A 25,545-nucleotide genomic window follows, 5' to 3' on the forward strand; every position below is an offset into this window, starting at 1 on the left:
ACTTGTCAACTAAACTAAAAGTTCCTGTCCACGTCGCAAGTAACTCGTTCACTCGTCAACTTGTCTACTCGTCAACTAAACTAAAACTCCTGTCCAAGGATAAAGTGGAACTGGCTACCACCCTTTGTACCAAATACCTTGTCGAAACCATAAGCCCAGTCGATACCCATCATACCCACCATTGGGAGGAAGATACGAACACCAAGACCAGCAGAACGCTTCATGTCAAATGGATTGAACTTACTTGTCTCTGTCCATGCGTTACCAGCCTCTACGAATCCAAGACCATAAATGGTTGTATTACCCAAGAGGAATGGATAGCGAAGCTCCAATGACATACGGCTGTAAGCGTAGCCCTCGGCACCATATGGAGTGAGTGAACCATTCTCGTAACCACGAAGACCGATTGTCTCCTCAGCGTAACCAGTAGAGTATCCACTCATACCATCACCACCCATGTAGTAGGTTTCAAACGGACTTTTCTTGTTTTTATTGTAACTTCCCAACAAACCGAACTCAACACGGGTCATCAAAACGAAACATTTCTGACCACTTGTGAGGGCTGTAAAGGTACGAGCCTTGAACTTCCACTTATGATACTCCACCCAACGATACTTCTCCTGCTGCTCCTGTGAGTAGGTTGGAGAGTTACGGTCGGTTGCCAAGTGAGCATAGTCCTTATGATCCCATTTAGACCAAGGCGGAGTAATCGTCAATGATACCGAGAAGTCAGAACCACGACGTGGGAAGAGTTGGTTGTCTGTTGACGTACGATTAAGCGCAATGTTAAGGTTCAAGTTGTTCGCTGAACCATTCGACATAATGAAGTAACGCCAGTTGCGCAACATATAACGCTGGTACTGAAGCTGGAGAGACAAGGTGAAATAGTCATCAGGCCAGCTAAGACGCTTACCCCAACCAGCATAGACACTCAAGAGTTTCACATACTTGTCTGGGTCATAATAGTTCTCGTAGCTATTGTAATTGTAGTTACCATAACCGTAACGATAGTTGTTATAGTTATTCATGTAACCACTGTTATAATAGTTGCTTGACACGTCTGTCTGCTTTGAATACGACATACCCACGCTGAACTGGATAGGACGCTTACCTCCCAACCAGTTGGTTGAGTACTGTGCATTGTATGACTGGTAGTAAGTACCGTTGGTCTGTGCACCCAATGAAAGTGTCTCACCATCACCAATAGGCATGATACCACGATGCTCACGGTTTCTACGGAAGAGGTTTGCCATAGAGAAGTTATTCAACTTCAAACCGACACGCCCAATAACACCCGTCTGACCCCAACCGAGTGAAAGCTCAACTTGGTCATTTGACTTCTGCTTGAGGTTATAATTGATATCCACAGTACCATCCTCATAGTTTGGTTCTGGTACTGGGTTGATTGCCTCTGGGTCGAAGTGTCCCATTGAAGCTAACTCACGTGCAGAACGTTGGAGTGCTTCCTTAGAGAAGAGATCGCCCGGCTTTGTTCGCAACTCACGACGAACAACATTCTCATAAAGGCGGTCATTACCATTAATCCTCACACGGTTGATACGTGCCTGCTGTCCTTCAGTGATACGCATCTCAAGGTCAATAGAGTCGCCGACAATATTCACCTCTGTTGGTTGAAGGTTATAGAAGAGGTAACCATTGTTCCAGTAAGCATTACCCACAGCATCCTCATCTTGTGAAAGACGCTTATTCAAGTAAGTCTGGTTGTACACGTCACCCTTCTTCATGTCAAGTAGACGTGACAGATAATCTGTTGAGTAAACTGTATTACCTACCCATTTGATGTTACGGATATAATATTTCTTACCCTCATCTACCTTTACATAGATATCTACATGCTTTGGATCAACGTTCCATACACTATCCTTCACAATCATAGCATCACGATATCCATACTCGTTGTACTTTGTAATAAGGTTCTTCTTATCCTCAGCCCAACGCTCTGGAGTGAACTTCTTCGACTTTAAGATGTTTGCAAGCTTACCAGCCTCATGGGTTTTAGCAAAGGCACCCTTGCTAAACAGGGTTCCTTTAATCTTCTTTTCGCCCAACTGGTTGTCGCCATCAATGATGATAGAGCGCACCTTCAGTTTCTCCTTCTTATCTACATCGATATCAAGGATAACCTGGTTCTTAGCTGCAACATCGTCACGCTGACGGATGAAGACCTCAGCATTCTTATAACCCTTGTCTTCAAAGTACTTCTTTGCAAGTATCTTCGCACGGTCAATCATGTTAGGCGTAATCTGTCCACCCTTCAAAAGACCGAGTTTCTTTTCCATATCCTCACGCTCTGTCTTCTTCAGTCCATTATAGTTAATGGTAGAAATACGAGGACGTGGCGCGAGATGTATCTTCAAATAGATATTATCTCCCACAATAGAATCAGCTGAAATGGAAACATCTGAGAAGAGTCCATGCTTCCAGTAACGCTTCACAGCATCAGTGATAGCGGTACCCGGAACCTCCAACTCCTGCCCAACAGTGAGTCCTGAGATACCAGTGAGGACATAATCCTCATAGCCCTCGATACCAGTAACGGTCAATCCTGCCAACTTGTAAGTCTTAGGAGTACCTGAATATGTGATGTCTGGGTTTACAATCTTCTGCTGTGCACTCATCGTGAGCGAAACTCCAGAAAGTGCAAGGAGCATCAACACCTTATTTATTTTAGTCATCTATCGCGTAACTTAATTGTTTTCGTTTTCTTCTACTTGTTTCTCAGTCTTTCCAAAGCGACGCTGTCTACTCTGGAAACTCGCAATGGCTTTCTGCAAATCCTGCTCATCGAAGTCAGGCCAATAGGTATCACAGAAATACAGCTCAGAGTAAGCTATCTGCCATAAGAGGTAATTGGAGATGCGAAGTTCGCCACCCGTTCTTATCAAGAGGTCTGGGTCGGGCATAAAGTTTGTCTCTAAATGCTCGCTAATCACCTCTTCTGTAATCGTTTCTGGGCGCAAAGGTTCAGAGCTGTTAGCCTGATGCTCTGCAACAATCTCCCTCATTGCTTTGGCTATCTCCCAACGTGCACTGTAGCTAAGCGCCACAACCATTGTCATTGCAGAGTTCTTCGCTGTGTGCTCTTCAGTCTCACGCAACTTCTTCTGCACTTCTTCTGGTAGACGTGCCATGTCACCAATAACACGGAAACGCACATTATTCTTCATGAAGATTTCATCTTCCAAAGACGTAAGCACAAGTCCCATCAACGCAGCAATCTCATCCGTAGGACGATTCCAGTTCTCTGTTGAGAAGGTATAGAGCGTGAGAAACTTCACACCCAATCGTACACATTCTGATGTTATGCGACGAACGGTATCTACTCCTGCCTGATGTCCGTAGGAGCGTGGCTTATTGCGTTCGGTTGCCCAACGTCCATTACCATCCATTGTAATGGCAATATGCTGGGGTATTCGTGTCATATCTAATTCTTCTGCCATATCTTTTGAAGAGATAAACCTATGTTTTGTTCTGAACAGCACTTATGTCTGCACGCTTTAGACATTACCTATATATAATAGGTGGAAACTAACTTCCCTTACTCGTCCTCGTTATGACAAGTCTTACACTTTGCCATAAAACTATAAGAGAACGTCAGCTGCAGGGTTGAATAGCTGTCTGTATTCTTAAAGAGTCCACTACTCTTAATGCCGTAAGGGTCTTTCTGTCCGTCTAACTCATCGCTAAGCGAGAAATGTAACGCCCATTCCAGCCCTACGTTCATTCGTTCATTCACCTTATACTTCACCCCCAATCCGATTGGGAGATTCGCAGTAAGCACCGACTTGCGATCGCCACCCTTAATATTAACGTAGGTGGCACCCAATCCTATCATCGCATAAGGCGACAAACGCTGTGCACCACGATAGTCACGACCCGTACCATACGGCAGGAAGTTATATTCGTATGCAAAGCCTACATCAACCAATGAATTGTCGAATATATAGGGAGCAGAGGCAAAACGTGGATAGTAAGTCTTGACATCAGCCGATGAACCTTTCATCTTTCCAAACGATACGTTCATCTTTAATCCCATATAAGGACTGAGATTACATCTTGCCAGCACCGTTCCCATCGGCTGTAGGTCTTTAAACAACGACTCGTTAAAGTCGCCTAAGTAACCCATCATACCAACACCGGCGCCTATCTCCATCTTATACTCCGGATCCGACTGCGCCCATAGAGGCGTAGCAGCAAGGAAAAGGAGGAGGTTGATGAAGATACGTTTCATTGTAGTCCTGTTTGAATAGCTTATTCAGCCAATCGACTAAGGTTCAATGCCCAGCCTACTCGATTGAGTCTACCACGCCAAACCTTTGTACCACTGATTACCCAGAGGTATTCGTCGCTATCAACTGTTGCTGCAAAAGCTGTTGCAGCCTGTACACCTGTTGGATAAGTGAAGCTCTTATCACTCTTCCATGTGATACCCCCATCACGAGAGAGAAGCATAGAAGCCAACTTACCACTGCTATTAAGACCTAATGCAAGGGCTGCCTTATCATAGTTTACAACTGAAAGACTCTTGTAAAGAGGGAGCTGGAACTTGTCAGCATTGCTCTCTACATAACTCCACTGCTCATTCTGACGATAAGAAAGTTTCGTCCATGCAGCATTCTTTGTACCGCTTGAGAGTGTACCAACAAGCAGTACGCGATACAAGTCAGATGAAACTGCTGTAAGTGAAGAACCAATATTGCTTACTGGAAGGAGTGAAGCATTGCTATCTAATGACTCGTTAGTCCAAGTAACACCGTTGTTCTTTGAAGCCAACAACGTACCTGACGTTGATAGCGCAAACAACTCTGCTGGTGACGCTGCCACCAACTGCTTCAAACTGCTATTTGTAGCCACTGTAGTCCAGCTGCTGCCGTCTGTAGAGCTATAAACCGTACCATTGTCGATAACGAAAAGCTTAGTACCCTGCACTGCCACACTCTTATAAGCATTTGCAGTGAAGGTCTTGCTGAGCTTTGTCCAGCTGTTGCCATTGTCCTTTGACGCTGCATAAACAACAGTCTGACTGCCATTCGTTCCGAATACAAACACCTTGCTACCTGCACTAACAGCCTTCATCGCTGTAAACGAAGCAAAGTTGCTGTTCGCCTGCAGTGCCTGCCAGCTAAACACGTTGCCCTTCTGCTTATGAACATTCACTGTAACCTTATAGTCTCTGTACTCGCTTCCCTTGTTTGAGTAAACACGGAAAACGCGTGGAGTGCTGAAATCAATAGAATCATTACTGCTGTAATAAGTGAACTTCTCCTCTGTAGTTGACTTGATTACAACAGTTCCGCTATTCTTTGCCACAATCTTAGCCAAAGCACTTGCTGGCTTTGTACCATATGGCAAAGAGTCAGGATTATAAATCAAACCCTGTGCCTGATCGATATAGAACTTAACCTTAGCACCATTGAAGTTGCTAACATAAGTACTATCGCTACCATTCTTGGCAACGGTATCACGCACTTGCTTTAATTGTCCCAAAGAAAAGCTCAAAATAGCCGTGTCTTTGTAACTTACACTATTTTTCTCGTCGTCGTCCTTAAGACAAGATGTTATTGTCAAAGTAGCCACCATTAAAGCTACGAGAGTATATATCTTATTACGCATCAGATACTAATAATTGAATTTAGCTGCAAATTTAATCAGAATTCTTCAGAATCAACGTCTTTAACGAGGTTAATTATGTAAAATATCGAAAATAACTGCGTTTTTTTAAGTTTGTTTAGTAAGTATTGCCAAAGTAACGATAAACTTGAAGAAAAATGACCTATAAATCACATCTGATAAACTTCTGCTATCTTCCTTACCTTCACCTGAACTTTTCAATTTATACTATTGTCTTTTCACACGCCTTTTCTCGACTTAAAACCTTATCATTCTTCTACTTTTCTACGCCTTTATTTGTCTACTTATTTTACATTACATCACACTACCATTTGCCCTCATTGCGAAAAAAAATCGTATAAGAAGCAAAAAAGACCCTAACAATACTGAGAAGTGTTTTTTATTTATTACTTTTGCTGATATAATAACTAAAAATATGAATACATCAAAGAAGATAACGGTACAGAGTACAGAAATATCTGTGCTGATAGGAAAGAATGATAACGACTATATCAGTCTAACGGATATGATAAAAGCCAAAGATGGAGATTTCTTTATAAGTGACTGGCTGCGTAACAGAAACACTCTCGAATATATAGGAACATGGGAAATGATGTATAATCCAAATTTTAATTATGGCGAATTCGCCACAATTAAAGAAAAGGCTGGGTTGAACAATTTCAAGATAAGCGTGAAAGAGCTGGTAATGAGGACAAACGCAATCTGTCTGACTGCGAAAACAGGAAGGTATGGAGGAACATATGCTCACAAGGACATTGCATTCCATTTTGGTATGTGGATTAGCCCTACATTCCAACTTTATATTATAAAGGAATACCAGCGGTTAAAAGAACAAGAGAGCGATCCGCTTTCGTTAGAGTGGAACGCAAAGCGAATACTATCGAAAACCAATTATACACTTCATACTGATGCTATTAAAAACGTGATTATTCCTAAAATGGACATTAATGCTATCAAGCATGGGATTATCTATGCAACAGAAGCTGATATGCTAAATATAATTCTTTTTGGGTGTAAAGCAAAAGAATGGGCTCAAGCTAACCCAAATTTGGCATCTAAAGGAATAAATCTTAGAGAAACTGCAAGCATCAACCAGTTAGTAGTATTATCTAATATGGAATCTGCTAATTCTGAAATGATAAAGCAAGGGGTATCAAGAAAGCAACGTTTTGAGATTCTCCATAAAATGGCAAAAGAACAGTTAAAGGTACTTGACACGAATAATATAGAACAAAAATTTAGAAAGATCTTACCTGATAGCACAAAGAAAATAGAGTAATTAGTATCGAAATAGTTTACACATTTAAGGAATTATATTCGCCTTGATAGTCTACTGCTAACCAAATAAATATCTATCGTAGCTCATCCTACTTCTTTCAGTCAACGTAATGATGCTTCGCACATCTTGTGCGGAGCCTCCGCACAGGTCGTGCGGAGGCTGAACACGAGTGGTGCGGACTACTCAACACATTCGCCATAATCCCCATTAGAAGTTTGATAATCAGATGAAAACAATAAAGCAAGCCTACAACATGATAAACCATACTGAGAAACTGAGGGAAACGGAGGTTGGATGTTCACAAAAATATGGGTCTTCAGAAATTTAGAGTGATAATAATCCACCTAATCTTAGGTCTCTGCCAAAATATCACACAGAGAAATGGAGGGTACGAAGGAGTATTAAAGCATACTGATGGTAGTACACAGAGGCACAGTCAGTGCATAGAGCAAAGGAGATTATTTGCCAGTTCTATTAGCAATTTATATTCAAAGCGTTTATCCTAAAAAGTTATTAGGAATCTGTACGCTACCCCTCCGTCGCTCATTGTGCCATCAGCACCTCCACAACATGGTGTTTAGCTCCGTCTCCTCTGTATCTCCGTGTGCGTTATTATATAAGTGCTTTAACATATCACTCAACATTTTGGAAGAACAAAAAAATCCTAACAGGGATTCTCTATATGAATAATTAAATCATAAGAGACAGAACATAATCTTACCAAAACAAACTTTGCTGTCACTCCTATCATTCAAAACATCCACTTAACTCGTTAAGATTCAGTAGTATTACACGAAGTGTTAAAAGTGACAGCAAAACAAAATTAAAACTACGCTTGTAATAGTATGTAATATTTCTACTTACTATTAGCGGTCTTACTGTACTCTATTACAGAAGGACAAACAAAAACTCCCATCCGTATTGCTACGGATGGGAGTCATTATATCTATTCAGAAGTATTCCGAAAGGATTAGAGCTGTGGACCAGCTGCTACGAGAGCCTTACCAGCCTCGTTTGTCTCGTACTTCTTGAAGTTCTTGATGAAACGAGCTGCGAGGTCCTTAGCCTTCTCTTCCCACTGAGCTGCATCAGCGTAAGTGTCACGTGGATCGAGGATCTCAGTTGCAACACCTTCGAGCTTTGTAGGAACAGTGAAGTCGAAGAAAGGAATCTGCTTTGTTGGAGCAGCGTCGATTGAGTGGTTCAAGATAGCGTCGATGATACCACGAGTGTCGCGGATAGAGATACGCTTGCCTGTACCATTCCAACCAGTGTTAACCAAGTAAGCCTTAGCACCACTCTGCTGCATCTTCTTAACCAACTCCTCAGCATACTTTGTTGGGTGGAGCTCCAAGAATGCCTGACCGAAGCAAGCAGAGAATGTTGGAGTAGGCTCAGTGATACCACGCTCTGTACCAGCCAACTTAGCTGTGAAACCAGAGAGGAAGTAGTACTTAGTCTGCTCTGGAGTCAAGATAGATACTGGAGGCAATACACCGAATGCATCAGCTGAAAGGAAGATAACCTGCTTAGCAGCTGGACCCTGAGACTCAGGACGCTGGATGTTCTTAATGTGGTAGATTGGGTAAGAAACACGAGTGTTCTCAGTTACGCTCTTATCAGCAAAGTCAATCTTACCATTCTCGTCAACTGTTACGTTCTCGAGGAGAGCGTCACGTGTGATAGCGCCATAGATGTCTGGCTCAGACTCCTTGTCAAGGTTGATAACCTTAGCATAGCAACCACCCTCGTAGTTGAAGATACCCTTGTCATCCCATCCGTGCTCGTCATCACCAATGAGCTTACGCTTTGGATCGGTAGAAAGAGTAGTCTTACCTGTACCAGAAAGACCGAAGAAGATAGCTGTGTTCTCACCGTTCATGTCAGTGTTAGCAGAGCAGTGCATAGAAGCCATACCCTTCAATGGCAAGAAGTAGTTCATCATAGAGAACATACCCTTCTTCATCTCACCACCATACCATGTGTTAACGATTACCTGCTCCTTAGTTGTTACGTTGAACATAACGCAAGTCTCTGAATGAAGACCGAGCTCCTTCCAGTTCTCAACCTTAGCCTTAGAAGCGTTGTAAACGATGAAGTCTGGCTCCTGCTCGAAGTCTGCCTCTGACTTTGGACGGATGAACATGTTTGTTACAAAGTGAGCCTGCCAAGCAACCTCAACGATGAAACGAATCTTCATACGTGTATCCTTGTGAGTACCACAGAAACCATCAACTACGAAAAGACGCTTGTTAGAAAGCTCCTTCTTAGCGATGTCCTTAACAGCTGTCCAAGCCTCCTTAGAAGCACGGTGGTTGTCGTTATGGTATTCCTCAGAATCCCACCATACTGTATCGTGAGAGTTCTCATCATCAACGATGAACTTATCCTTAGGAGAACGACCAGTGTAGATACCAGTCATTACGTTTACTGCACCAAGCTCAGTCTCCTGACCTCTTTCATAGCCTTGAAGACTCTCTTTTGTTTCTTCATTGAACAATACTTCGTAAGAAGGATTGTAAAGTACTTCTGTTGTACCTGTAATACCGTACTTCTCAAGTACGCTCTTATCAAACTTTGCCATTTCTTATAAATGTATTTAGTTGAAAATTGATTTGTTCACTGTTTTTATGTCCTATTTATTAAGACACCGCAAAGGTAATATATTTATTAAATTCACACAAAAAATACCGAAGAAAAAGTTTCAAAGTATTTGCTTAGAAGGTTAAAGAAATTAAAAAAACAAGAAGCATGGCCATATTTGCAAATCAGACTTTGCAAAACCTCAGATTTATTTCTTAATTTTGCCGAAATTTTGCAGAGCAAGTTGCTAACTTGCTTATCTATAACACCTAAGACTTAAAATGGACATCATTAATTTTTCAGAGCAGAACTCTATTATCAATCAGTATTTAGCAGAAATCCGTGATAAGGATTATCAAAAGAATCGTTTGCTCTTCCGCAACAATGTTATGCGTATCGGAGAGTTCGAAGCTTTTGAAATTTCTAAAACACTGAACTACGAACCAAAGGATGTTGTTACTCCATTAGGCACGGCTCAGGTTAATGTACCAACTGACAAGATTGTTTTGGCTACTATTTTCCGTGCTGGATTGCCTTTCCATAACGGTTTCCTTAACATATTCGACCATGCTGGTAATGCCTTCGTTAGTGCTTATCGAGAATATACGGATGCTGAACATCATGAGGTAGGTATTCACGTTGAATATCTTGCTACACCAGACATCAATGGTAAGACACTTATCATCGCTGACCCAATGTTGGCTACTGGTGGTTCTATGGAGTTAGGCTACAAGGCTATCCTTTCAAAAGGAACTCCTCGTCATGTGCATGTTGCTTGTCTTTTGGCTACACCAGAAGGTATCGCACATATCCGCAAAACTTTCCCTGAAGACTCTACCACCATCTGGTGTGCAGCAATTGACGAAGGACTGAACGAGCATAAGTACATTGTTCCTGGCTTCGGTGATGCTGGTGACTTGTGCTATGGTGAGAAGTTATAAAGATACTCTATGAATCTTCAAATCGGTTCATTAGAGATATATAGAAGCTGATTTTCATAAATCCTTTCGTCTAACGTATGAAGCACTTACAACTCATATTTTAGCTTCAAAAGGAAGTCTATGACCAATCAAAGCTTTCTCTCTTATGAACCGATTTAGTATTACATTACTTTTACATAAGTGCATTATGAAGAAGTCTGTTGTATTGATGATTGTTACCTTTGGATTAATAGTATCTATATTTGCAGTGTTTGCTCTAAATAGATGGTATCCAACGCATGGGCATGCAGACTGGGATGAGGTTCAACAATTCACAGCAGACAAGATACCTGTTAATCCAAAAGACTTCCGAAGTGATTTCGAAGAGATATTCGAACAGATCAAAAAGAAATACCCATATATTACTAAGAAACACATCAACCTTGATTCGATTCACACCACATGCCTTCAACGAATTGACACCATGCAATCGAAAGTGGCTTATTCATTACTTATAATGGAATTCTTTGCCAACTTGAAATGCACTCATGCAAATAATGAAAGCATACTATATCCTTGGTTCATACAAGGGGATAATATCACAGTCATTGGGAATCGTGTGTTTATTAATCACCCTTCAGTCTTTGCTATAAAGGCAGGATTGCAAGATAAAGACGAGATTGTAACTGTTGATGGTGTACCTACAAATAAATGGGTGATGCATAATAGCAAATATGTCTCAGCTTCGACAGATGCCACTCGCTATCTACTATCAGCTTTGACTATACTCTGTAGTTATACAAGTCCTATAAAGACACTTGGCATTATTCGCCATGGAAAACCAATAACTATCACCATTCATCTGCAATCTAAGTCTGTTCCCACAAAGGCAGAGGAACAAAACGTAACTTGGAGAAAGGTTTCTTCAAGGGTTGGATATATTAACGTGAAAAGCATGCAAGATAATGCTGACACTGAATTCACCAAAGCTTTGAAGCATCTAAGCAAACTCCCATACTTGATAGTTGATGTGCGTCAGAATGGTGGAGGTAACAGTTGGATAGGAGATAATATTGCGCAGAACTTAATAAAAGGTAAACGACGTATTTGGAATGGGTCTACAATATCTCCTTCTACTAACAGCTATAAGGGAAAAGTAATCATCTTGATGGGGCATTATTCTTGTTCTTCAGCTGAGACTTTTCTCATTACAATGAAAGAAAGTGGTGATGCCGTGTTGGTTGGTACATCTTCAGCTGGTGATACAGGCGGTATTATTTGTCTTTTTAAGACATCACACGGAATATTCTATCGACTTCCTGTAGGACATTCGTCAGGTACCTCTCCTAAGGGTTTCCCATTAGAAGGGAAAGGAATAAGCCCGAATTATTTGGTATCAATGAAAGTTAATGACTTCTTATCAGGGAAAGATACTCAATTGTCTTATGCTCTTCAACTGCTTCAAAAATAGCAGTCAGCATTAGAAAGTTTATGTGTATGCTTGTTCTCGAATATATTATCGAATCTAAGGCAAGCGCTTCACTTCTACTCAAGACTCCCCTTACATAAACAAAGGACGATAAAAGTGAGATGCTTTTATCGTCCTTTGTTTTTTTATTCATTTCCTTCATCGTTATATCTTAGAGGCAATATGCCTTCTATAAACATCTAAGTGCGATTTCTGTAAGACATCACTGATATGGCTCATACGCTGTTTCTGACTCATATCAGTATCATTTTGAAGATTATCCTCTTGCATCATAATACGACCATTGCCCTCAACGGGTAAGAACTCATACCACTCCACGGGTACATCATGCCATGAACCGTCACCACCATACTTACTAATATAAGACATACGACGTTCTGAACGGAAGCCATAAGCTGTCACGTTAATCAGCGTACTGCCATCCCCCTGTGCCGCAGAAGAAGTCTTCATAATACAAGGAGTTACACAATCAGGATGTTGGAAATTCTCCTGTCCCCAAAAGTTAGCCAATGCTTCATGCTCCCAGAACGAACTCTTCTGTTCCATATCATGTCCGTAGATATCCTTCTGTGGTCGTATCTGCTGATACATCGGTACACACAACAAGGGTGCAAAACTAAAGTAGATAGCACGGAAGTATTTCTCATTGATTTCGTAAAAGTCTTTCTTAGCCTTCTCAAAGTCAAAACTGCGATACTGAGCAGGGTTCATATCGAGGTCTAACACTTGTAGATGCTCTGGCATGATAGTATTTATCATATAATGCTTATCGAAATCAAAGTCATCACCATAGCCCTCTTTCTCGTCCATCAACAATGCCATCATACTCTGTTGTGCCAATGGTGTGAAGAGTAAAGCATATTGCTGATTGTTATTACGATTACTTGTATTGAACGCAACCTCAAACTCTTCATTCGTCAACATCGCAAAGTCGCCACTCTCAAGGTTGCGTGCTTTACGTCTCAACATAAACCGATCCCACTTATAACGTAACGAACCTTCTTTTCCAGCCAGCCCACTTGGCTTACGATAGAAGGTCAAGTCGGGTGCTGCTGTATTACCATAGATAAGCCTTGTACGCTCAAAATAATTAGGATAAGGCGCTGTTACACTGGCATGTAAGGTTTCTGAGTGAGACACAGTACGTGGCTTTCCATCAGGACCCGTCTCTGTTGTTGTCCAGAAAATAGTTTTCTGACCGTGATAAGTCTTCTCTCCCATCTCCATCTTTCGTGTTCGACAGATGACGAAAGGATTACCATTAATAAGTCCAGAATGGGAATAAAGCACAGAACGCTCGGTATTAAAAGAGTCGTTCCATCCGTATGTTTTACGAAGGTCTGCCAGTCGTTGTGTCGTAAAATAAGGGTCGAACTCCAGTCTGGGTACAGTCTTCGACATCATACGCGTAAAGACATCCCAGTCGTAAAGCCTATTCAGAGCAGCCATCTGATTCCATGCCTGTTCCTTCAAAGTTTTCACCTTATTATCTAATTCATTGTGCTGAGTACGTAAGGACTTCAATTTTGGATGTACCTTGAGTAATAGAAAGACAAGCAGTAAGACCGCCCCTCCACCTATCATCAAGAGATGCTCCATTGGAAACTCATTCCATTTCACATATACAACAGCACCACCTGCCACCACAGCTATCCACAGAATAACGCATAGGATAGTCCACATCGTGATACGACCAGACACATCCGTGAGTTGCTTCTCACCTGCATAGATTTGTCGACACGTCTCACGATTACCCTCAACATCAACCTGTGCCTCGTCAGCAAGTGCATTAAAGGTTTCATCAGCCACCTGCTTGAACTTTTCCTTAAAGGTGCTGATGTATTCGTTTAGTGGATCATATATATCCTCTATCATTTACTTCTGTAGTATTAGAAGAACTTACCTCTCGCTGCCTCTCGTGTTTCTGCTGTTGCAGTAAATGGTATGCGAGTTGTATAACCCTGCTGAGCTGCAACAATCATCTTTGTTGGCCAAGAGAAGATATCAGTATTCCATTGTGTCACACGACTGTTATAAACAGTACGAGCTGCCGTAATCTCACGCTGCAAGTAGTTATTCTGCTGCATCGCATCAGCAATGGCATTGTGTGCTTTCAACTCTGGATAAGCCTCAACCTGTGGAAAGAGTCGACCGAAGGCTGTATTTACTTGTGCATTCACATCACTTCTGTTACCCTCGTTCACACCACCACTACGAAGAGCTGCAACAGCCTTCATCACGTCTTTATCAAGGTCGATAGCACGTTCTACCAATCCAACTACGTTCTGCAGAATCTGCACTCGCTGTTCCAAATAGTTGTCTATATTAGATGCCTCAGCCTGAATACGCTGTTCTAACTTCTGGAAATAATTGCGAGCTGATATCTTCATAAAGATAAAGATAACACCTGGAAGGATTCCCACCAAACAGCCTACAACACCTACAAGCAATGGATTTGTCATCGTACTACCCAATAACAGCACAAACAACAATACCAATACCGGACCAACTACCCACAAAGCAATCTGGAAAAGGGTTGAACCAAAACCAACTTCAACAGGAAGTTGCTTGTCTATTACATGTACATCACGGCCAGCATCATTAACTGGTCCTGTCACTTCGTCTAATGAATTTGCCATAGCTTAAATCGTTCTTTGTTTTCAATAATATCTGTTTTTAGGCTTCAAAGATACATTTTTTTCTTAAAGAGAGCAAATCTATACTCTTTATCTTCTGTTTTATGAAGACTTGATGACGATTTATAGTATCTATTAGCATAATTTCTTTGTATGATAAAGGACCTCACAAAGATAGGGGCGTATGCCTAATACGCCCCACATCTTTATACATTAAGTTTTTCAGGACATTACTTTTACTTGCAAAAGTCTATCAGATTACGTCCCCATGCTGGCTGTAGACCATTCTGCTTTTCCTTGCTAAACAGCTCTTTGATAGTCTCTAAATCCTTTGGACTATTCATACTTGGCTGTCCTATCTGCTTACTCATATTATCAAAGAACATGTAAAGAAGAATACGAGGACGAGGGTTTGATGGATTAATGCCAATAGCTGACTTGTAACAACTGATTGCATCGCGGTAATAAAGTTTACCATTCTCAACAGGATTCTGTGTGATAAGGGCCGTGTAATAGAACCCCTTCAATGTAAACAGCTCTGAACGGTCAACGTCATTCTTTGTTTGTAGCGCCTCGACATCATCCTTCACTGCGTCTAAGAATAAAGAAGAATAATCGCTCTGTGGGTCTCGAGCAGCATACTGAAGGGCATAGAACACACGATAATAGGTGGGGAGCCAAGCATCAGGATACTGAGTTTCCATACGCTTCAAGTCATTCATTACCTTTACAATAGATGTAGGTACGTTTGCCTTGACATTACTTAAAGTGGTTTTTAACTGTGCATCGAACTGATTGTTGTTCTGTGCATTCATACTGGTTGCGCACATAAGGGCAACGATAACGACGATTTTAGAAACTAAAGTTTTCATACGCTTTGATTTTAAAAAGTGAAACAATGATTTCTGTCGCAAATGTATCAAAGCTTTTGATTGCCTCCAAATAATAGGGACAGACAGCAAAAAAGTGGTTTAAATAACTATCAAGCCCGCTGAAATACTATCTTTTGGGACGAACAACTAACACGCTTAGTTCGTTGGATAGTTAAGAGAATGATGTAATATTTCTGACTAAAGTAAGAAGACACACTACTACTCATTTCTACAAGAATAATTTTAATTTCTGTTTGCTGTCACTTTTAACACTTTGCATAACCCTACTGTAATTTAACAAGTTAAGTCATCATAATGAATGACAGGAATGACAGGAAACTCAATTATAAAGGAATATATAGAGAAAAAGATAAGATGAAGATGGAATATTGACAATACTATATGACACTTGACCTGATATATACCAGCCCAAGTTCCATATTTTGAATAGACACCTACATCTTTAATTCTCAGGTAAACGTTTTTTAGAAAAACTATCCAAGTTTCAACAAATAAAAACAAGAAGTAGAACAGAAATTCCTGAAAAAGGGAATATAGGAAATGCCCCGACAAAGTTTTCGAGGCCGTAATCCGAATTTCTGCTGATAGTGAGGATTGATAAGCCATAGCTGACGATTGCATACAGATAAACCTGTCGCCTTAACTACTTTCTCAAATCGTTCAATCGGACATTTGGTCTTCTTTATCGATATAAGTTCACTTACCATCGACTCTTCTTCTCCTGCCAGCCTATTCAGGATAAAGCGATACAGCGGATTCGGAAGGAGATGGAAGTACGGGACTTTAGACCATGTCTTATTGCGAGATATTTGCTGATGTCCACCAAAAGGCATCTGCCATGCAGGAAAAGCCACAAACAAGATGCCATCTTCTTTTAGAAACTTGCGAATATGGCTTAAGAATGCAATTTTGTTGGGCACATGTTCAATAACATCATGCAAGATTGCTATATCGAACTTATCATCTTCACTTGGAGTCGGATATTCAAGGAAGTCGCCACTTTCAAAATGACCTTTCAATTTTTCTTCTGAAAAGAATTGACGTGCCTGCTCTATTCGTATCTGTGCCATGTCTACACCAAAGACTTGGCAGCCAATATTTGCAAAAGGTTTCAGATTTCCTCCCTCGCCACACCCAATTTCCAATATTTTGCTGCATGAGGTTATCGGATGAAACTTCCTGATGTATGGCAGGTAGAAAAGGGAAGAAGTGATGGCAGAATCCTCAAAATATGTTTTCCTATCCAAGTGTCTTGCTTGCATTGATGTATCTGTTAATTGGTTAAACAATCTGAAACGGCTCTGCATGTCCGTCAAAATAAAAGATACCAATCCATGCAAATGACTGCTCATTTTTCCAAAATATTTTTGGAATACGATAGACTTATCTATACAAAAGACGGTGCGTAATCATATACGCACCGTCTTAGTTTTATTATCTCTGAGGCTCCCTTAACGGGTCATGGCCAGCCTCACTATCTTATTGGAATCCAAAGTCACCGTACCATGATAGATTCTGTTGGATGAGTTCGTCTGCTTGTTCGTGGTTGTCTGAAATATTTCTAACTGATAATTTCCGGGAAATAAATCTCTGATTTTGAAGTTCACATCATACAGGCAGACACAATCAGTGAGCATGTCACGGTCTGGGTAGAGAATGATTATGATTTTGTTTTCTACACAAGTAATATCCACGTTCAATTGACCAATTGTACAATTATCCATCACGTCAAGAAACTGAGCTGTAACCGTATTGTCATTTCCCATAAGCATACTCAATGTCGTTTTTGTACTGTAAAAATCCGTAAGATACTCGGGGCGAGTATCTTTCTTGGATACGGACGTCTTGCAATCAGAGGTAACGACATTTGATACTTTGACATTTCCGATAACAGTGCTTTCTGATGAACACGCTGTTATGGTACCCAGCAGGCTAAATGCCAATAGACTTTTTGTTAAATTCAAGTGACTCATATACTATATTTATTTGATGATTACCATGTTAATCTTAACCCAAAAGGTATGCTGAACATAAACGGATGTTCAGTTCTGTATGTTTGAATACCACTTCCATTTTTAAAGTAGTAGGAAAGCCCAGGCTCCAGATAAAAACTGAAAGGTTTGAAAATCTGGTATTGTACTCCCAAGCCGGCATTCACGGACCATTGATAACGCGGGTGGATAGTCCCCCTCATGGTGAACGAGGAATCCGACGTGATAACAAACTCTTTGGTAAGAGAACTGTGAACTGGCATTTCAAAAGTTACTCCTCCTGTGACATAAGTATTCAGCTTCCCTTTATTCCACACTTGATAGGTCATGTGCAATGGTATACCTATATAATCTATTTTTTGCGTTCTTTTCAATTTTGCATCATTGAAAGGATTCTCAAATTCAGACTTCAATCTTGTGTAGATTAATCCTGTACCAAAAATCCATTGCGGACTCAACTGTTTGTTGAGTGACAGGCTATAGGTTTGAGGACGATAATGATGTACTTTTTCCGCTACGCTTTGGTCGGCAGAGATAAACTGGTTGACAGCCTGTTGGCGTAGCCTTGCATTCTCTATTGAATCCATCAGCATACGATTGCGGTCAAGATAGTCGATATAATCTCTCCAGGAATAAATTTTAGCAGCTGCACCACCATTTGCATAATCGATAACTGACAGATAATTGAAGTTAGATATTGTATTACCCGATGTATTTGAGGAATAACCAAAGTTAATTTTCCACGTATATTTCTTCTTATGATTTACATCAACCCTCATACTTTCATTCGATGCCAACATTTTATCTTCCGAAATTTGTGGAATGTGAAGCACTGAGTCGTCTATACTTACTCTAATTTTAGCAAGATATTTCTGCAAGGAGTCCTCATGAAATGATACAATTTGCTGTCTGGTTTCTATACTATCTGTTATTATTCGTGATAAAATATCTTCAGTAGAAAGAGTCTTTTCTGCCAAAACACGCCTATCATTTTCAGTAGCACTTGAAGGTATAGAATACCTTGGCTGCCCATTCTTTTGAGAAGCAGCTCTATTTTGTTGAACTCGTTTTGGAAAGTTATGATGAGTATCTAAAGCCGTTGATCTATTATCAGATGTGTCAACGAACTTGTCCCTCGTTACGAAATAGATATAGACAGGTATCAGGATGGGAAGCAAGAACAGCATCCAATACTTAATCAATATGACACGCAGCATTTTCTTTGCCCGAGCCAACTGCGAAGAAGAACTATGTGGATTGATACCAAGCAGATCCCCTATTTCCTTATGTGAAAGACCGTCCAACACTGAGAGTTTGAATATTTCTCGGTTCCCCTCTGGTAACAATTCTATCACTGACAGCAACAACTCCAGCTCTATATTCTTTTCTTTATCGTCTTCTTCGCTCAACAAATCTTTCCCCAGACTGGATAAAAGAATATTACTTTTTTCTGTACTTTGTAGGAATCTCAACGAAAGGTTTCTCACAATCGTTATCATCCATCCTTCCAATTTTGAGTTGTCCTTCAGCGAATTAATAGAGGTAAAAATGATGATAAAAGCATCGTGCAAAATATCTTCTGCCGTACTTTCATCTTCCACATAGTGCAGGCATATTCTCTTTAATCTGTCGGAATATGCCTTATATAAATTTCCGAGAGCCTTACGTTCTCCCTGTTTACATGCGTCTATATTAACATCTATTTTCATAGATATACCATACCTTTTTATTAAAAGGAGCATGTTTTGCTTAAAAGACTGCACGGATTTAGGAACTTTTTTTGAGAAACTTAGAAAAATATTTAAAAGATATGACTAAAACCTCTTTTTAATAGCTGTTTCGTTATCCAAAAGAGATAGTTGCCACCTTGATTTATAGAAAACACTTCATGCCGTATCGCAACACCTACAACAAGCGAAAATAACGTATCTTTCTCATATTTCTAATTTCTTTGAAGTATTTTTTAGTTTAGATTTATCATTACATTCGATTTCAGAATATCACCTTACAAAGGTAAGAATATAATAGCAAACAGTATGTTTTTATGGGAAGATTACCAGTATTTTTTTTATAGTAACTGAATATTTCTATTACTAACTACGCTACAAAACTTTCTCTTGCACCGTCTTAGTCCTTTCCTCAGTGTGCCTTTTTATGTAATAGCTTTAGTTTATCACTCCCCATTTCAGAAAAAACTTTCATCTTAATACTTCAAAAACACAGATTTCGTGTTGAAAAATCGTTACATATTTTCAAATAAAACAGCTATGAACAAGGATAAAAACACGCATAAAAAGCAGGTTTGTAACCAACAGGAAATCAATTGGTTATAAATTAGCAAAACAAAAGGTGCTTAATTGGACTTCAAAAGGGCGTTAGTTGGACTTCAAAAGGGCACCTTTTGCAAGTCAATTAGGCGTCTTTTAGAAGCCAAAAGAGCATGGATTGATTTTGAAACGTATGAAAATAGTTTACAGATATCAAGTGATAAGGGAATAAGTTACTTGTAGAAGACGGAAGAACATACTAATGGATAGATATTAACCGACGAAGTGGCGAAGACCGGGAACAAAGGTGCGGGAGACTGGAATGAAGTCATCACAACCTGAAAGGCGCAGCTGATAGCCGTTGGAATTACCTTTTGCAGAAGAGATGTTATTGATATTCACAAGGAAGGAACGGTGACACTGAAAGATATTATCGTAAGGGAGGTCATCTTTCAAGGCTGTCAACGTAGAACGAAGTTCGGTTTTTTGTATCTTACCTTCTTTTAGATAACATACGCAGACATTGTTTTTTCGAGCTTCGATATAGAGTAGATTGTTGATAGGCAAGGTGAGGTCGGTTCCTCGAAGGTTCTGATCATGCAATGTAATGAGGATATCCTCCTGCTCATCCGTAGTCTTCTTTATCATTTCTTCCAGTCTACTATTCAACATACGGTTATAGTTTACCAACGTAAAAATAGCTGTAACGATTACCCAAACAAGGAAGGTCCAATAAAAGAATATACTGAATAGCCGCCATGTTAATGGCATCTGGAAGAAGAAAGCAGCATAGAGCGTCATAGAGATTGCCATTGCCAACTCAATAGCAATACTATAAAGAATGATATAACCATTGGTGATTGGGACATTTTTTCGTAATGGTCTTTTGAAGAAAAGGAAAGCACAAAGCCATTGAACGAAGATAGTCATGACACAAAAACCAAGACACATCAGGAATGTATTACCCCGATACTGGCTGATTCCAAAGGGTTGTAGGAGGTAAAGAAACAAAAAAATGCCAACTCCTAACGCAACACTCGTGCGCCAGGAAGTGGCATTTGTCTGTATCGTACACCTGCTATGTAGAAATGAGGTTAGTCTACTCATGATGTCTTAAATGGTTGGTTGTCCACAAAGTTACATCTTTTCCTCTTTTCGTGCAAGTGTATTTCGTCTTAAATTTTTACTCTTTTATTTCCCAAATATCGTTGGTTTCGAGCATCTCCATAAAGGTATGGTAATGCTTCTGCGCCTTCACCTCTTCTATCTGCTGATTAACAGCAGCGTCATAGGTAGGTGCTTCAACGTCACGGATAACTCCGAGAGCTACAGGGAAGCCGTCCTCATTGCTCATCATTGCAAGCTTTAGCTGTAAGGTATTATCCTGACAGTGAGCATCATGTACGAGGATGTCATCGCGAGTAATACCGTTCTCTCCGATTTTAACCACCTTCAAGCCGAAGCCTTCTTGTACAAGTCCAAACTCTTGGTTGGGACCGAAGATCAATGGTTCGCCATGCTTGACATAGATAGCATTCTCCTTACGACCTTGTGAGGTATAAACAGAGTTGTGACAACCATCGTTGAAGATAACACAGTTTTGTAAAATCTCACACACGGCAGCACCCTTATGTAGATAAGCAGCCTTGAGGATTTCAATTGTCTCGGTATTGTCGCTGGCAACACTACGTGCAAAGAAGTTACCACGCGCACCAAAACAGAGTTCTGCTGGGTGGAATGGATCCTCCGTAGTGCCATAAGGACTTGACTTAGAAACGAAGCCACGTGGACTGGTTGGTGAATACTGTCCCTTCGTTAGACCATAGATACGGTTGTTCAAAAGAATCATATTCAGGTCCACATTACGACGCATCGCATGGATAAAGTGGTTACCACCGATAGCAAGTGCGTCACCATCGCCCGAAACCTGCCAGATGGTAAGGTTTGGGTTGGTCACCTTTGCACCAGTAGAGATGGCTGCTGCACGACCATGAATGGTCTGCATAGCGTATGTATTAGCATAATAAGGTAATCGGCTTGAGCATCCGATACCACTGATAACGGCTGTTTCGTAAGGTGGAACACCTAACTCTGCCATTGCTTTCTGCAAGCTGGCAAGGAAGAAATGGTCGCCACAGCCAGGACACCAACGTGGTTGTCCCTTCTTAAAATCTTGTGCTGTATATTGATTCATGACTTTTAATTTAATTCATAATTCAAAATTCATAATTCATAATTGTGATTACCATTAATTCAGAATTCAAAATTCATAATTCACAATTATGATTACTTCTATTCGCTTAACTCTTAACAAGCAACTTGTTAACTCGTTAACTCGTCAACTTGTAAACTCGTCAACTCCCTTACTCAAGTATCTTCGTATAGAAAGTACCAGTTTCTTCCTTTGGCAGTGGAGCCTTGAGGAGTTTCTCGAAAGTAGTAACCAACTCCGTGACAACGAATGGTTGTCCCTTAACTTGGTTATACTGATAAGGAGCGAAGTGGTTGATACGAATACGCAAGAGGGCTGCGAGCTGACCAAGATTTTGTTCTGCAACAACGACTTTCTTGTAACGACTAAGCACTTCTGCAGTGTTCTTTGGCAATGGGTTCACATACTTGAACTGTGCCAAAGCAACCTTATGTCCCTTACCACGCAACACCTCCATAGCTGAATAGAGATGACCGTATGTACTACCGAAGCCTACAATGAGTAAATCAGCATCATCCTTGTCGCCTAAAACTGTCAAATCAGGTACAGAAATACGTGCCACCTTGTTCCAACGGATGTGGTCCATCTTGTCATGGTTCTCAGGATCGGTTGAGATAGCACCTGTCTCACCATCTTTCTCCAAACCACCAAGGATGTGTGTATAGCCCTCCGTGCCTGGGATAGCCCAGTAACGTGCTAATGTCTTAGGGTCACGCTTGTATGGAGTGTACTTATACTTCTGGTCTTCTGTAACGAAGTGTGGATGGATTTCTGGCAACTCTTCGATATTTGGAAGCTTCCAAGCAGAAGAACCATTAGCAATGAAAGCATCGGTAAGGAGCACTACTGGCGTCATATGTTCCAATGCAATCTTACAAGCGTTATAGGCTGCATCAAAGCAATCGGTAGGACTTGTAGCTGCAATGACAGGCATTGGACTCTCACCATTACGACCATAAAGCACCTGCAAGAGGTCAGTCTGCTCACTCTTCGTAGGCATACCCGTTGACGGACCACCACGCTGTACGTCGATAATCACCAATGGAAGCTCATCAATAAGTGCAAGGTTCATTGCCTCACTCTTCAGACAGATACCAGGACCAGAGGTTGAAGTAGCAGCCAAAGCACCAGCGAAAGCAGCACCAATAGCCGATGCACAACCAGCAATCTCGTCCTCACACTGTACGGTTGTCACACCCATTGACTTATGCTTTGACAACTCATGTAAGATATCTGTTGCAGGAGTGATAGGATAAGAACCTAAGAAAAGACGCAAGCCAGCACGCTCAGCCGCAGCCATAAGACCGTAAGCAGTAGCCTTGTTACCCGTAATATCCATATAACGGCCAGGCTGTTTCACTGTTGACTCAATACGATAGGTATTAGGAACAGAAGCATGTACGTTATGACCATAGTCATATCCTGCACGTACTACCTTTATATTCGCCTCTGCAATGGCTGGTTTCTTCTTAAACTTTGTCTCAAGATAGTTGTTTACCAACTCTAAGTCACGACTGAAAAGCCAGCAGACAAGACCCAAGGCAAACATATTACGGCACTTTAGCATAGACTTATTATCCATGCCAGTATCAGCCAAACAGTCCTTCACCATCTTTGTTATCGGACAAGCCACTACCCGATCAGGGTCGATACCCATCTCACCTAAATAGTCATCGCTGCGGAATTCAGCCTTCTGAAGGTCACGCTGTCCGAATGAATCAGTATCAATAATAATTGTACTGTTAGGCTTACAATGCTTATACTGCATCTTCAACGCAGCAGCATTCATTGCTACAAGAACGTCACAGAGGTCACCAGGCGTATAAACCTTGCCCGAACCGATATGAACCTGGAATCCACTCACACCTGTCAAGGATCCTTGCGGGGCACGGATATCAGCTGGATAGTCTGGGAAAGTAGATACACCATTGCCGACTGTAGCCGAGACAGTGGTGAAAATGTTACCCGCAAGCTGCATACCATCACCTGAGTCACCAGAAAAGTGCACTACAACACTGTCGAGTTCTTTCACTTCGATTTGTTCTTCCATAGATTATTTCTTGTTTATGTTAGTAAATCGTTTCTGTATTTCTTAGCTTTTCCACCATAGCGGTAAAGCTTATTTAACAAACTTCTTACCATTAAGAACATAGATTCCCTTTGGCAATTCGCTCTCATGAGTCCCCATCTTAGCCCCCTGCAACGAATAAATATCATCGCTTTCTGCGCTTTCCTGTATCTTTGTCATTGGAACACTGATACTCGTAGGGATATGCTTCTCCTTTTGATAGACACGTATCCAATCGACGCGCATCTCGTAGGTATGGTTGACATCTGCCTTTTTCGCCCATGAACCATTGCCCACTGACTGATTGAGAATCAGGTAGAAATTAGACTTATCAAACGGCCATTGCTCCTGACTATCATTCTGTTTCTTATATTGGAACACGCGCTTACCATCAGCAAAGAAGGTCAACACGTCCTCTTCCCACTCTACTGCATAGGTGTGATAACGATTCATTGGCATCCAAAGATTGCCAGAGTGTGGCTCATTTCCATGACTTTTTGTCCATGCAGAGTGTACGGTTGCATAACAACGCTGCTCATTATCAATCTGCTCAAAGATATCAATCTCACCGCCTTTCGGCCATCCAAACTTTGACTTTGGCATCATCCAGATAGCAGGGAAATTACCTACAAAAGGATTAATCATAGCCCGACACTCTACACGACCAAAGCGAAAGGTGAAGCTCTGACTGGTTTCGATACCGCCTGAAAGCATTTCCACATCATCTTTTGACCTATCAGAATTAGGAATAGCACGCAGAACGAGATTACCATCCTTCATAAAAGCGACCTCAGGAGAGTTGCTCAAGAAGCGTGCCCATGTCACTTTCGGACGGCGCGTACAGTATCTCCACACCTTTGTATTAGGCAAGGTGCCATCTGGCTCATTAAACTCATCATGGAAGACAAGTGTATATTCTGAGCCCGGAGTTTTTGCATCCGCTGGCAATGGCTCAACACCATCAGCCAACTTGACTCCCTGTGCAAAGGATATTATGGAAAACAATGCCATTGTAAGCACTGCAAGCAATCTCTTGTTGTTCTTCTTTTGTGACATGATTTTATGAAGATTCTATCTGAAGCGGTACGATCTGAAAAGCATAGAATCATCCTATAGCACAGATGAAAACATAAGGAATTTGACATAACATAGGTCTACATTTCCCCACGTTGCTTTCTCGACTTTCCGTTTTTTAGATTATCTTTTGTTTACGTTAGTGTATTCTGAGGACAAAAGTGCGAAATATTATTGAGAAAACAAAATCTTTTGAGGAGAAAAAATATATTTTTATATCTTACGAGTAAAAAGCATCCAGAAATCAACCCTCCAATCATTTAAAGACAGTAAAAAGCATATAAAATACCAACTCATATTGTAGATTATCTTTATCAACCACCTTATCATTTCATCAACACCTAACATTAAACACCCAACAACCCTAAAATCATACCATCAACACCTAACAACCAACACCCAACACCCTAAATTAAACACTCCAAAGATTCAAGATAACATTTTGAAAAATCATTACATAATTTCTAATAAAACATCTGTA

At 40.8% G+C, this 25,545-nt stretch carries 18 protein-coding genes; 3 read left to right on the top strand and 15 right to left on the bottom strand.

The window, feature by feature from the left end; genetic code table 11:
* Positions 1–80: 80 nt before the first annotated feature.
* The 4 genes from HMPREF0659_RS06875 to HMPREF0659_RS06890 all read right to left on the bottom strand — a co-directional run bounded on the left by HMPREF0659_RS06875 (position 81) and on the right by HMPREF0659_RS06890 (position 5,634).
* Entirely contained in the window at positions 81–2,696 is a 2,616-nt protein-coding gene (locus tag HMPREF0659_RS06875) for a BamA/OMP85 family outer membrane protein (RefSeq protein ID WP_013264098.1), read from the bottom strand.
* A gap of 12 nt (positions 2,697–2,708) precedes the next feature.
* Complete coding sequence (locus tag HMPREF0659_RS06880) at positions 2,709–3,461, bottom strand: isoprenyl transferase (protein ID WP_013264833.1); 753 nt, start codon at positions 3,459–3,461, stop codon at positions 2,709–2,711.
* A 98-nt stretch (positions 3,462–3,559) separates the two neighbouring features.
* Positions 3,560–4,252 carry a type IX secretion system protein PorG gene (gene porG / locus HMPREF0659_RS06885; protein ID WP_013263895.1) on the bottom strand — a complete coding sequence of 231 codons (693 nt, stop codon included), beginning with the start codon at positions 4,250–4,252 and terminating at the stop codon, positions 3,560–3,562.
* Between the two features lie 20 nt (positions 4,253–4,272).
* The gene (locus HMPREF0659_RS06890) at positions 4,273–5,634 is read right to left on the bottom strand and encodes a DUF6242 domain-containing protein (protein WP_013264335.1); all 1,362 of its coding nucleotides are present in this window, start codon (positions 5,632–5,634) and stop codon (positions 4,273–4,275) included.
* 433 nt (positions 5,635–6,067) lie between these two features.
* Here HMPREF0659_RS06890 and HMPREF0659_RS06895 point away from each other — a divergent pair, with 433 nt between their 5' ends.
* Entirely contained in the window at positions 6,068–6,931 is an 864-nt protein-coding gene (locus HMPREF0659_RS06895; RefSeq protein ID WP_013264906.1) for a KilA-N domain-containing protein, read from the top strand.
* Between the two features lie 970 nt (positions 6,932–7,901).
* Here the strand turns inward: HMPREF0659_RS06895 and pckA are convergent.
* Complete coding sequence (pckA, locus tag HMPREF0659_RS06900) at positions 7,902–9,515, bottom strand: phosphoenolpyruvate carboxykinase (ATP) (RefSeq protein ID WP_013263924.1); 1,614 nt, start codon at positions 9,513–9,515, stop codon at positions 7,902–7,904.
* A 280-nt stretch (positions 9,516–9,795) separates the two neighbouring features.
* Here pckA and upp point away from each other — a divergent pair, with 280 nt between their 5' ends.
* Positions 9,796–10,455 (top strand): uracil phosphoribosyltransferase, encoded by a 660-nt coding sequence (upp, locus tag HMPREF0659_RS06905; protein ID WP_009013109.1) that lies wholly within the window; start codon positions 9,796–9,798, stop codon positions 10,453–10,455.
* 145 nt (positions 10,456–10,600) lie between these two features.
* Positions 10,601–11,905 (top strand): S41 family peptidase, encoded by a 1,305-nt coding sequence (locus HMPREF0659_RS06910; protein ID WP_081439546.1) that lies wholly within the window; start codon positions 10,601–10,603, stop codon positions 11,903–11,905.
* Positions 11,906–12,067: 162 nt separating this feature from the next.
* On the opposite strand, the gene HMPREF0659_RS06915 is transcribed toward HMPREF0659_RS06910, so the two are convergent.
* The 10 genes from HMPREF0659_RS06915 to HMPREF0659_RS06960 all read right to left on the bottom strand — a co-directional run bounded on the left by HMPREF0659_RS06915 (position 12,068) and on the right by HMPREF0659_RS06960 (position 25,046).
* Positions 12,068–13,798: an MAG1210 family protein gene (locus tag HMPREF0659_RS06915; RefSeq protein WP_013263824.1), complete on the bottom strand. Its 1,731-nt coding sequence runs from the start codon at positions 13,796–13,798 to the stop codon at positions 12,068–12,070.
* Between the two features lie 14 nt (positions 13,799–13,812).
* Positions 13,813–14,562: a LemA family protein gene (locus tag HMPREF0659_RS06920; protein ID WP_013264589.1), complete on the bottom strand. Its 750-nt coding sequence runs from the start codon at positions 14,560–14,562 to the stop codon at positions 13,813–13,815.
* A 233-nt stretch (positions 14,563–14,795) separates the two neighbouring features.
* Positions 14,796–15,431, bottom strand: a complete 636-nt coding sequence (locus tag HMPREF0659_RS06925) for a hypothetical protein (protein ID WP_044045935.1) — start codon at positions 15,429–15,431, stop codon at positions 14,796–14,798.
* A gap of 494 nt (positions 15,432–15,925) precedes the next feature.
* Positions 15,926–16,714, bottom strand: coding sequence for a class I SAM-dependent methyltransferase (locus HMPREF0659_RS06930; protein ID WP_013264934.1), 789 nt, complete (start codon positions 16,712–16,714; stop codon positions 15,926–15,928).
* 189 nt (positions 16,715–16,903) lie between these two features.
* Positions 16,904–17,224, bottom strand: coding sequence for a hypothetical protein (locus tag HMPREF0659_RS12895; protein ID WP_227985694.1), 321 nt, complete (start codon positions 17,222–17,224; stop codon positions 16,904–16,906).
* 221 nt (positions 17,225–17,445) lie between these two features.
* Positions 17,446–19,152 (bottom strand): sigma-70 family RNA polymerase sigma factor, encoded by a 1,707-nt coding sequence (locus tag HMPREF0659_RS06940; RefSeq protein ID WP_044045937.1) that lies wholly within the window; start codon positions 19,150–19,152, stop codon positions 17,446–17,448.
* Between the two features lie 831 nt (positions 19,153–19,983).
* The gene (locus tag HMPREF0659_RS06945) at positions 19,984–20,817 is read right to left on the bottom strand and encodes a LytTR family DNA-binding domain-containing protein (RefSeq protein WP_044045938.1); all 834 of its coding nucleotides are present in this window, start codon (positions 20,815–20,817) and stop codon (positions 19,984–19,986) included.
* A 76-nt stretch (positions 20,818–20,893) separates the two neighbouring features.
* Complete coding sequence (locus tag HMPREF0659_RS06950) at positions 20,894–21,904, bottom strand: 2-oxoacid:ferredoxin oxidoreductase subunit beta (protein WP_013264729.1); 1,011 nt, start codon at positions 21,902–21,904, stop codon at positions 20,894–20,896.
* Positions 21,905–22,073: 169 nt separating this feature from the next.
* A complete protein-coding gene (locus tag HMPREF0659_RS06955; protein ID WP_013264930.1) occupies positions 22,074–23,972 on the bottom strand; it encodes a 2-oxoacid:acceptor oxidoreductase subunit alpha in 1,899 nt (632 codons plus the stop codon).
* Between the two features lie 69 nt (positions 23,973–24,041).
* Positions 24,042–25,046, bottom strand: coding sequence for a glycoside hydrolase family 16 protein (locus HMPREF0659_RS06960; protein ID WP_013263903.1), 1,005 nt, complete (start codon positions 25,044–25,046; stop codon positions 24,042–24,044).
* Positions 25,047–25,545 lie beyond the last annotated feature (499 nt).

It is taken from the genome of Prevotella melaninogenica ATCC 25845, assembly GCF_000144405.1.
GTDB lineage: Bacteria > Bacteroidota > Bacteroidia > Bacteroidales > Bacteroidaceae > Prevotella > Prevotella melaninogenica.